Source organism: Photobacterium sp. BZF1, assembly GCF_014349205.1.
GTDB lineage: Bacteria > Pseudomonadota > Gammaproteobacteria > Enterobacterales > Vibrionaceae > Photobacterium.
On record NZ_JACSOF010000059.1, the window covers coordinates 25,143 to 36,337 of the forward strand.

General features: G+C 51.1%; 7 protein-coding genes. 4 read left to right on the forward strand and 3 right to left on the reverse strand.

Features of this window, described 5'->3' with window-relative positions:
* Window positions 1–15 precede the first annotated feature (15 nt).
* The 3 genes from BIZ37_RS14635 to elyC all read right to left on the reverse strand — a co-directional run bounded on the left by BIZ37_RS14635 (window position 16) and on the right by elyC (window position 3,620).
* Window positions 16–891 carry a DMT family transporter gene (locus BIZ37_RS14635; RefSeq protein ID WP_187462125.1) on the reverse strand — a complete coding sequence of 292 codons (876 nt, stop codon included), beginning with the start codon at window positions 889–891 and terminating at the stop codon, window positions 16–18.
* 218 nt (window positions 892–1,109) lie between these two features.
* Entirely contained in the window at window positions 1,110–2,498 is a 1,389-nt protein-coding gene (locus BIZ37_RS14640; RefSeq protein ID WP_187462131.1) for an L-cystine transporter, read from the reverse strand.
* Between the two features lie 339 nt (window positions 2,499–2,837).
* Complete coding sequence (gene elyC / locus BIZ37_RS14645) at window positions 2,838–3,620, reverse strand: envelope biogenesis factor ElyC (RefSeq protein WP_187462126.1); 783 nt, start codon at window positions 3,618–3,620, stop codon at window positions 2,838–2,840.
* A gap of 120 nt (window positions 3,621–3,740) precedes the next feature.
* On the opposite strand from elyC, the gene cmoM reads away from it, so the two are divergent.
* From cmoM to mukB, 4 genes are read left to right on the forward strand one after another with little or no spacing between them, the layout of a single operon-like run.
* Window positions 3,741–4,562: a tRNA uridine 5-oxyacetic acid(34) methyltransferase CmoM gene (gene cmoM / locus BIZ37_RS14650; RefSeq protein WP_187462127.1), complete on the forward strand. Its 822-nt coding sequence runs from the start codon at window positions 3,741–3,743 to the stop codon at window positions 4,560–4,562.
* A complete protein-coding gene (mukF, locus tag BIZ37_RS14655; protein WP_107297505.1) occupies window positions 4,559–5,881 on the forward strand; it encodes a chromosome partition protein MukF in 1,323 nt (440 codons plus the stop codon). Before cmoM ends, mukF begins: the two co-directional genes overlap by 4 nt.
* On the forward strand, window positions 5,862–6,590 hold the full coding sequence (gene mukE / locus BIZ37_RS14660) for a chromosome partition protein MukE (RefSeq protein ID WP_107297506.1): 729 nt from the start codon (window positions 5,862–5,864) through the stop codon (window positions 6,588–6,590). Before mukF ends, mukE begins: the two co-directional genes overlap by 20 nt.
* Complete coding sequence (gene mukB / locus BIZ37_RS14665; protein ID WP_187462128.1) at window positions 6,590–11,053, forward strand: chromosome partition protein MukB; 4,464 nt, start codon at window positions 6,590–6,592, stop codon at window positions 11,051–11,053. The genes mukE and mukB overlap by 1 nt, the downstream gene beginning before the upstream one ends.
* Window positions 11,054–11,195: the final 142 nt, after the last annotated feature.

Below are 11,195 nucleotides of genomic sequence, written 5' to 3' on the forward strand. Positions count from 1 at the left end.
GTTTTTATTTTGGGATTAAGACTCGCTAACGGCTGTGCGGGTTTTGCTTTTGAATATACGCTTCCAGTTGATTGGCATCATAGGCACCACAATCAGCAAGATCCCGAATACTGTCAGTAGATCAGGGATCTCATCAAACCACATCACCCCGAAGGCGGTGACAAACACCAGTCCTGAATACTCTGCCAGGGCAATTTGTCCCGCAGCTGCCTTCTTGTAGCCGATGACCACCAAGGCATGATAACCCAACACAAATAGGTTGATAGCCATGATCCAACCAATGTGCCGCCACTCTATATTGGCCCATTGAGGCAAGGCCAACAGTAGCGATAGCGGCAGGGTCATCACACCGGTCCAGAATAGCGTTGAAATCAGGTGCTGATCTTTTGGTAGTTTACGGATCAAGATATTGCCCAGTCCCATAGCCAAGGCACTACCGAGGCCAACAATCGCTGCCCAGTGGAAATGCTCAGGGCGTAATACTACCAACACACCTGCAAAGCCAATCGTCGTCGCAATAACCTTGGAACGCGGTGGCGTTTCCTTTAGTAAGAAGATGGAAAGCGGCAACATCAACAGAGGCCCGACGTAGAACATGGCGTTGGCGGTCGCCAGCGGCAAGAAGGTAATCGCGACCATAGCACAGGCGCTACCCATCAAGATTAATTGGGCACGCCAGAAGGCGATTTTGCAGCACCCCTGCTGGCGTTTTGCCACTGGGAGTTTTAGCCAGAACGGCAGCAGCATGACTACACTGAGCAATTGGCGGATGAAGACATACTGGAAAGTGGGCACTTCACCATTGAGGATTTTCAGAGAAACATCCGAGAAGGAAGCGAGCAAATTTGCAGCAACAAGTAGAACGATGGCTTGGTTGACGGGGTTACGCATTGAAACTCAGTGTGTGAAATAGGGTAAGTAAAAAACTGTTAATGCCATATTGTATGGCAAGGAGCGTATTCTACCGATCGAAACCGAAATTTCACTGAGTATTTTATCTTTTGATCCTAAGTAGAGGACTTTGATGAATTTTGAATACAAAAATGCCACCCGTCGTCATGAGGGTGGCATTTTTCAGTGCCTAGTGCCTAGTGCCTAGTGCCTAGCTCCTACGCTTTCGCCGTTTGCTCTTCGATATCGTCTTCAGCTTCAAACAGGCTATCGTCAGCTTGGCCTAGTACGCGGGAGGTAATCGTACCCGCAGTCATCGCGCCGCTTACGTTGACCGCAGTACGGCCCATATCGATTAGGGGTTCGATAGAGATCAGGAGGCCAGCCAGTGCAACAGGCATATCCAGAGCAGATAGGACAATCAGGGCTGCGAAAGTCGCGCCACCACCAACACCGGCAATACCGAACGAGCTAATGGTTACAATCGCAATCAAGGTAAGCATAAAGCCCGGATCAAGAGGGTTAATACCAACAGTCGGGGCAATCATTACTGCCAGCATCGCTGGGTAAAGACCGGCACAGCCGTTTTGACCCATAGTGGCACCGAATGACGCCGAGAAGTTCGATACTGCATCGCCATTACCCAGTTTCTTAACCTGAGTTTCAACGTTTAGCGGAATCGTGCCGGCGCTCGAGCGCGAAGTGAACGCAAAAGTCAGTACTGGCAGGATTTTCTTCAGGTAACGGATTGGGTTGACGCCAACGAAGGTCACCAGCACAAGGTGCATCACGAGGATAAGTCCAAGGCCGACGTAAGAGGCAATCACAAAGTTAATCAGGCTAAGGATATCGTCGTAGTTTGAACCTGCAACAACCTTGGTCATCAGGGCTAGAACACCATAAGGCGTCAGGCTCAGTACCATGCGAACTAAGGTACGGACGACTTCTTGGGCAACATTGATGAATCGCTCGAAGCTCGCGCCCAGTTCTGGCTGGGTGCGGATCACCGTAAGTCCAGCAACCCCCACAAAGGCTGAGAAAATTACGACAGCAATAGTTGATGTTGGACGACTACCGGCTAAGTCAGCAAATGGGTTTGCAGGGAAGAAAGAGATAATCATGTCAGCAAAAGACATGGCCTCTACCGATGTTAGGCGTGTTTCCAGCATCTCACCACGGGCGATCTCACGCGCACCCTGAACAATGCCTTCAGCACTTAGGCCAAACATGCTGCTGATCAGGATACCGATCAGGGCAGAAGCGGCTGTTGTTGCCAGCAGGATACCGATACTCAGGCCAGAAATCTTACCCAGTGAGCCAGAATCTTTTACTTTGATAATCGCGCCAATGATGGACACGGTGATCAACGGCATGATGATCATCTTCAACAGGCTCACATAACCGGCGCCAACAATGTTGACGTAGTCCAGCGTGCCAGCGATGACATCACTACCACCACCGTAAATAAGCTGTAGCGCACCACCGAAAAGCACACCTAAACCCAGAGCGGTAAATACCCGCTTGGATAGTGTTTGTTCTGATTTTTGTTGTTTTACCAACAGGGCAATAATAATGGCGAAGACCGCCAAGTTGAGTATCTGGAACATCGAACCTAATCCTACCGTTGTCATTAATTTGCAATTCCGATTTGCAAAGTCATCAATCACTAATTGGCTGCAATAGTATGATGTGACTCGTAAAAGCTGAATCAATTTTGATAGTTTTTGATATGAGTAATGGGTATTTAATAGATCGAAAAATAATATAGATTAAACGTTAAGCATGTTTGGTGAAAAATGGGAGAAAAATAGGCTTTGAGCCTTAAGCACAGGAAGGAAATCGCCGTTTTGCTAAAGAGTGGAAAGTGGCTTGGATGCAAGTAAGGTGTTGCTCGGGGAATGGCCCGCCAGCTTGTACAGCCAGCAGGCAAATATTGGGGAGGGCTGCTATTGAGTAGCGGTTTCTTCGTCACCCGCCATAGTGCGTAATTTTTGCCACCATTGGCCTAGGGTTTCGTGCCAGTAGCGTTCGGTCTGCTCTAGGTATTTTGCCTGTGGGCGATAGCGTTCCCAAGGTTGCTCTATCTTGTTGCTGGCAAGGAAGTTCGTCGGGGCTGCTGTTGGCGTCAGGCCGACCTTATGAAACTCGTTCATCGCCCTTGTCATATGGCTTGCGGATGTAACAATAACAAGTTTGTTGTCGCCCACCACAGAGGCGGCCTGGAATGCTTCCTCCCAGGTATCTTTGGCCGTTTCAAGCAGCAAAATGTCGTTTTTATTTACCCCCAACGCCAGGGCAACCTTGGCCAGCATTCGGGCTTGGCTAATATTGGTACCACCACCATAGCCTGACAAAATCAGTTTGGAGCCTGGAAACAGGCGGTGGATACGCATCCCTTCGTTCAAACGCATTAGCGCCGTGCGCGAAAGCTGCGAGGTGATCGGCATTGCATGGTCAATCACATGGCCACTTCCCAGTACCATGACGTAGTCCACCGTTTGACCAGAAGGTACGTAAGGCGGGTAGGCTTTTTCCAACGGGCGCAGTAGGCTTGTCGCGACTGGCTGGAAGGAAACGAGGAATATCCCCAAGAAAGCAAAGCTAATGAAAAAGCTTGCCAGTCCTTTGCGGCGGGTAAACCAGAGTATTAGTAGGCCAAACAAGCCAAGCATAAGCATAGCTGGTAGGGGCATAAGAAAAGCAGAGACAATTTTTTTTAGTTCAAACATGCAATGTAGTCCGAAAAATCAGCAGTTGAGCTCGAAAAAGCACCACAAGCCTTTATTCCTTTATCGCTTGTGAGAAAATAAGCCACATTTTTAGAACCGCTATCATAACGTAAAGCTGACGTGATCGAAGATCGAAATTTTGACGACTTAGCGCAAAAATTTGCAAAAAATATTTACGGAACTGGCAAAGGCCAGATCCGTCAAACGGTTGTTTGGGAAGATCTTGAGCAAATTTTAGCCCTATTGAAGAGCGATAAACCACTGCACCTGTTGGATGCGGGTGGGGGTGTTGGCCAACTGTCACAAAAGGTGGCAGAGCTAGGGCATCACGTTACTTTATGTGATCTTTCTAGCGAAATGCTTAAGCTTGCTGAGCAAGATATTGCTAAAAACGGCCTGCTTGAGCAGTATCGATTGGTTCACAGCCCAGTTCAGGAGATCGGGGAGCACCTCGATAGCCAGGTTGATCTGGTCCTGTTCCATGCTGTGATGGAGTGGTTGGCCGATCCGCAGGCAGCGCTAGAGTACCTTCTAGAGCAAGTTAGACCGGGCGGTATTATTTCCGTTATGTTCTACAACTATAATGGCCTGCTATTTAAGAACTTAATTTGTGGCAACCTGACCCACATAGAAGAAGGGATGCCACATAGGAAGCGTTTCAAGCTTCAACCACTTCATGGGATCAAACCTGATGAGGTCTACAGTTGGCTAGAAAACGCAGGTTTTAACATTTTAGGTAAAACCGGAGTACGTACATTCCACGACTATATGCAAACAACCATGGTCGGGGATTACAGTTTTGAACAGGTACTGGCGATGGAGCAAAAACTTTGCCGTCAGGAACCCTATTTGTCTTTGGGCCGATATATACATGTTTACGCGCAAAAGCCGTTATTAGGATCAGAGACTGAGAAATACAAAAGCAATAAGGACAACGGATGAGTGAAGTAACCCAGACCGTTCCCGAGTTGGTCAACTGGGTTAAGCAGCATGAGTTTGAGCTTAACCTACCAACCGAACGGCTGGCGTTTCTGTTGGCGATTGCCGTGTTGAGCGGTGATCGTTTTGATGAAGAATTAGGGGAAGGTGAATTGATCGATGCATTTCGCATTGTCAGCGATATGTTCGAACAGACACCGGAAACCGTGGCCTTCCGTGCCAACAACGCCATTAATGAGTTGGTTCGCCAACGCCTGATTTCCCGCTTTACCAGTGAGGTCACCGACGGTGCCAGTATTTACCGTTTGAGTCCATTGGCCCTCGGGATCACCGATTATTATGCCCGCCACCGCGAGTATTCAACGCTGAAACTGTCTATTCAGCTTGCCATGGTAGCCGATGAAATTAACAAGGCAGCCACGGCAGCGCAGGAAGGCGGCGACGAGAAACACTGGCGCCAAAACGTCCATGCGGTACTGAAATATTCAGTGGCCGAGATCTTTGACCGTATCGATCTCAACCAACGCACCATGGACGAGCAGCAGCAACAAGTGAAGCAAGATATTGCCGAACTGCTGAATCAGGACTGGCGCGCAGCAATCAGTAGCTGTGAAACCCTGCTGAACGAAACCTCAAGCACCTTGCGAGAGCTGCAGGATACCTTGCAGGCGGCGGGTGACCAGTTGCAGACCCAGTTGTTGATTATCCAGGAAGAGATTCAGGGCAACCCGGATCTGGAGTTTGTTGATGCCATGGTATTTAACTTGCAAGCCAAGTTGGACCGCATCATCAACTGGGGGCAACAAGCGATTGACTTGTGGATTGGCTACGACCGCCACGTCCATAAATTTATTCGTACTGCTATCGACATGGACAAGAACCGCGCTTTCAGCCAGCGCTTGCGCCAGTCGGTAAAAGACTACTTCGACGCACCGTGGATGCTGACTTATGCCGATGCCGAGCGTTTGCTCGATATGCGTGATGAGGCGTTGGTCCTGCGCGATGATGAAGTGACCGGTATCGTGCCGGAAGAAATGGAATTTGAAGAGCTGGATCTGGTCAATGACCAACTGGCAGAACAAATTGCCGCGATGTTGCAAGCCCATAAAGAAACCGGCGCTGCAATTAACTTGAGTTTGCTTCTTAAAGATTATTTGGCTCAGCACCCACATGCGCAGCATTTCGATATGGCGCGTCTGGTGATTGATCAGGCTGTTCGACTGGGTTATTCCGAGTCGGACTTCAATGCCATCCAGCCTGATTGGGAAGCTATTAATGACTACGGAGCCAAGGTACAAGCAAATGTCATTGACAAATATTGAAGAATTTATGCCTGAAAAGCTGGCCAAGGCTATTGCCAACCCGCTTTTCCCGGCACTGGATAATGCCCTTCGCTCTGGTCGCCATATTTCCAGCGAAGATTTGGACAACCATGCCCTGCTGATTGAATTCGAGCAGGAGCTAGCGATGTTTTACAAGCGCTACAACGCCGAACTGGTTCGTGCTCCGGAAGGTTTTTTCTACCTGCGTCCACGCTCGACCTCTTTGATCAGCCGTTCGGTATTGACCGAGCTCGATATGCTGGTGGGTAAGGTATTGTGTTTCCTTTACCTTAGCCCTGAGCGATTGGCGCACGAAGGTATTTTTACTAACCAAGAGCTTTTCGAAGAACTGATGTCATTGGCTGACGAGAAGAAGCTGATGAAGATGGTAACCAACCGTGCGACAGGCTCTGATCTTGACCGAGAAAAGCTGTTCGATAAGACCAAGACCTCGCTGCGCCGTCTTCGCCGCCTTGGCATGATCATCCCAATTGGTGAAAACGGTAAGTTCCGTATCAGTGAAGCGGTGTTCCGTTTCGGTGCAGACGTGCGTGTCGGTGACGATGTGCGTGAAGCGCAAATGCGCCTGATCCGCGACGGTGAAGCGGTCGTGGTGCATCAGCAGGAGCCAAGCCAGTCAAGCTTGCTGCAAACGGATGACACACAAGAACAAGAGTTAGACAAAGCCGGTTTGGAGGGTGAAGCCTAATGGAACGCGGTAAGTATCAATCGTTGACCATGGTCAACTGGAATGGCTTCTTTGCCCGTACATTCGATATCGATAACCTGGTAACCACGTTATCAGGTGGTAATGGTGCCGGTAAGTCGACCACCATGGCGGCATTTATCACCTCCCTTATTCCGGATCAGAGCCTGCTCCATTTCCGTAATACCACCGAAGCGGGTAGCTCCAATGCATCCCGTGACAAGGGCCTGCACGGTAAGCTCAAGCCAGGTACTTGTTACTCGGCATTGGATGTGGTGAACTCAAAGAACCAGCGCATCATTTTTGCAGTAAAACTGCAGCAGGTTGCCGGACGTGACAAGAAAGTAGACATCAAGCCGTTCATTATCCAAGGCTTGCCGTCTCACGTTAAACCGACCGAAGTACTGGTAGAGACCCTGTCTGATAACCAGGCACGCGTTCGCCAAATCAACGAAGTTAAAGAGTTGGTTAGCAGTGAGTACGAAGGCGTGGTCTTCAAAGCTTTCAACTCAGTGACGGACTACCATGTCCAGATGTTCGAGTTCGGTGTGCTGCCGAAGAAATTGCGTAACAGCACCGACCGCTCTAAGTTCTACCGTTTGATCGAAGCCTCGTTATACGGTGGTATCTCCAGTGCGATTACCCGTTCATTGCGCGACTACTTGTTGCCACATAATAGCGGCGTGAAAAAAGCATTCCAGGACATGGAAGCGGCACTGCGCGAAAACCGTATGACGCTAGAAGCGATCAAGCTGACCCAGAGTGACCGTGACCTGTTCAAGCACCTGATCACTGAAGCGACCAACTATGTGGCGGCAGACTACATGCGCCATGCCAACGAGCGCCGCCAGAAGCTGGAAAAAACGCTGGGTTTACGCGGCGAGCTAATGGGTTCGCGCAAGAGCTTGGATGATCAGCAGGCTTCTCTGACCAACATGACCGCCGAGTTGGATGAACTGACTGAGCGTGAAGGTGCGCTGGAGCAGGATCACCAAGCGGCTTCTGACCATCTTCAGCTAGTACAAACTGCAGTACGTCAGCAGGAGAAGATTGAACGTTACCGTGAAGATCTGGAAGAGCTGACTGAACGCCTTGAAGAGCAGGTGATGGTGGTTGAAGAAGCCGCCGAGCAACTTGCCATGGCTGAAGAGCAGGCACTGCTGACGGAAGAAGAAGTCGATAGCCTGAAAACTCAGTTGGCAGATTACCAGCAAGCGCTGGATATGCAGCAGACCCGTGCTCTGCAATACCAGCAAGCGGTACAGGCACTGGAAAAAGCGCGTGATATTACCGGTGAGCACCAGATGCTGGCCGATCAGGCTGTGCCTTACCTTGCCCAGCTGAAGCAAGATCAGGAAACCCAGACAACGGCCCTGCTAGCACTCAAGCACAAGCTGGATATGTCGTCGGCAGCGGCGCAGCAGTTTGAAAAAGGCCTGCAGATTGTCACCACAATTGCGGGCTCAATCGAGCGTGCAGAAGCCGGTAGCAAGGCCCGTGAGCTGATTGCCAAAGCGCGTCAGCTAGGTGCAATTACCGAACGTAGCGATCAGCTCAAAGCCCAGTACCGCGACCTTGAGCGTGCAGTGCGTAATCAGCGTCAAGCAATTGAGTTGGCTGAAACCTATGCTAAGCGTTTTGCGGTTGAGCTAGACGGTGAACTGGCACTGGCTGAAGAGCAGGCCCGCCATGAAGCGACTTTGGAAGAGCTGGAGCAACAGCAGGAAATCTTGGTGGAGCAGCGCAATGACATGCGCCGCCAGGAGCAGCAGCTAACTAGCCAGATCTCAACGCTAGAAGCGGCCGCCCCGGCTTGGATTGCCGCCTCTGATGCTTTGGAAAAATTGTCTGAGCAATCAGAGCGTGAGCTTTACGATAGCCAGGCGGTGATGGAAGCCATGCAGCTGACACTGGACAAAGAGCGTGAAGCGTCTGCGACCCGTGACAAGCTGGCTGCCCGCAAGCAACAGATTGATTTGGATATCGAGCGTCTGGCCCAGCCGGGCGGTAGCGATGATTCACGCCTACGTGCGCTGGCTGATACCCTTGGCGGTAGCTTGCTATCTGAGATTTACGATGACATCACCCTTGCTGATGCGCCTTACTTCAGTGCCATGTATGGCCCGGCCCGTCACGCTATCGTGGTGCCGGATCTAAAAGGCATCAAAGAAAAGCTCGTTGCGTTGGATGACTGTCCGGATGACCTATATATCATCGAAGGTGATGCTGACTCATTCGACGACAGCGGTTTCGATGTCGATGAGCTGGAAGATGCAGTATGTGTCCACCTTAACGATCGCCAACTGCGTTACTCTCGCTTCCCGAAAGTGCCATTGTTTGGCCGTGCCGCCCGTGAGCAGCGCCTTGAGCACCTTCGTGAGGAGCGTGAGCAGCTGGTTGAAGATCACGCCAAGGCGTCTTTCGACTCACAGAAGCTTCAGCGCCTGTACCAGAGCTTCAACAGTTTTGTTGCTACTCATATGGCCGTTGCCTTTAGCGACGACCCGGAAGCGGCGCTAAAAGTTGCCCGTGATAAACGCAATCAGGTAAGCCGCCAACTTTCTGAGTCTCAGGCGCAGGAGCAGCAACAACGCAGCCAGCTTACGGCTGCCCGTGAAGCGCTTGGCCTATTGGGTAAAATCAACCCGTTGGTTAACCTGCTGGAAGATGACACCTTGCAGGCACGCTTCGACGAAGTGCAGCAGCAACTGTCACAGCTGGATGAGGCCCGCCAGTACCTTAACCGCCACGGTAAAGCCATTGCTGAACTGGAATCACTAGTTACGGCTCTCGATGCCGACCCGCAGCAATTTGATGCTCTGCAAATTAGCTACGATGATGCCGACAAGCAGCTTCAGGCCCTGAAAGCGAAGATCTTCGCCGTTGCTGATTTGGCCGAGCGTCGCCACCACTTTGGCTATGCCGATTCTGTCGACATGCTCAACAAGAGCTCGGAGCTGAACGAGCAGCTCAAAGCCAAGCTAGCCTCGGCAGAGCGTGAGCGTAACCGCTGCCGTGATGCGCTGAAGCAGACGCGTTCACAAGCTAACCAGTACAACCAACTATTGGCGTCACTGAAGAGTTCGCATCAGGCGAAACTGGAAACGGTTCAGGAGTTCGAGCGTGAACTTCAGGAACTGGGTGTGCGCGCCGATGTAGAAGCCGAAGAGCGTGCCCGCCTGCGCCGTGACGAGCTCAATGAGCGTTTGCACACTTCTCGTACCCGTCGTAGCCAGCTTGAGAAAGGTATCACCTCTGTTGAGCTGGAAATGAAGGGCTTGGTGAAGCGCTTGCGCAAAGTGGGCAAAGAATACCAAGAGATCCGTAAGCTTGTGGTTACCGCCAAAGCCGGTTGGTGTGCGGTACTGCGTCTGGCGCGCGAGAGTGATGTTGAGCGTCGCCTGCATCGCCGCGAAATGGCTTACATGTCAGCTGATGAACTGCGCTCGCTATCGGATAAATCCCTAGGTGCATTGCGCTTGGCGGTTGCGGATAACGAGAACCTACGTGATGCACTGCGTGCTTCGGAAGATGTTTCCCGCCCAGAGCGCAAAGTCCTGTTCTACATTGCTGTTTACCAGCACCTACGTGAGCGTATTCGCCACGACATCATCCGTACTGATGATCCGGTTGAAGCGATCGAAGAGATGGAAGTGGAGCTGGCGCGCCTGAGTGAAGAGCTTACCGCCCGTGAACAGCGTTTGGCGCTCAGCTCTGACTCGGTAGCGAACATTATTCGCAAGACCATCCAGCGTGAACAGAACCGTATCCGCATGCTAAACCAAGGCTTGCAGAATATCGGTTTTGGCCAGGTGAAAGGTGTGCGCCTGAATGTGAAAGTGCGCGAAACCCATGAGCAGCTATTGGAAGGTTTGGCGGATCAACAAGATCAGCACCAGGACTTGTTCGGTAACCACCGCCTGTCATTCTCTGAAGCGATTGCCAAGTTGTTCCAGCGCCTGAACCCGCACATCGATGTTGGTCAGCGTTCACCACAGGTGATGGGTGAAGAGTTGCTGGACTACCGTAACTACCTAGAGCTGAGCATCGAAGTTAACCGTGGTACAGACGGTTGGCTACAGGCCGAATCGGGTGCGTTGTCTACCGGTGAAGCGATTGGTACTGGACAGGCAATCCTGCTGATGGTTGTTCAGAGCTGGGAAGAGGAATCCCGTCGTCTGCGTGGCAAAGACATTATCCCATGTCGTTTGTTGTTCCTCGATGAGGCCGCGCGACTGGATGGCAAGTCGATTGCAACGCTGTTTGAGCTTTGTGACCGCTTGGATATGCAGCTTCTTATCGCAGCGCCTGAGAATATCAGCCCTGAGAAAGGAACTACATACAAACTGGTGCGTAAGATCTTCAAAGATCGCGAGCATGTGCATGTGGTCGGCCTGCGCGGCTTCGGCCAGGAGGCAAAAGCGCCTGCCGACATCCAGACCATGTTGGAGTTGGATCCGGTATAACCGCACTTCAGCTGATTTCAATATAGTAAAGCCGGTCTTATGACCTAATGCCATTCGGATAAGCGTCATCGTTTATACCTGAACGGATACTTGGGTGGCACATAGAGGACTGAACGTGGAAACGTTCGGTCCTTTCTTTTAT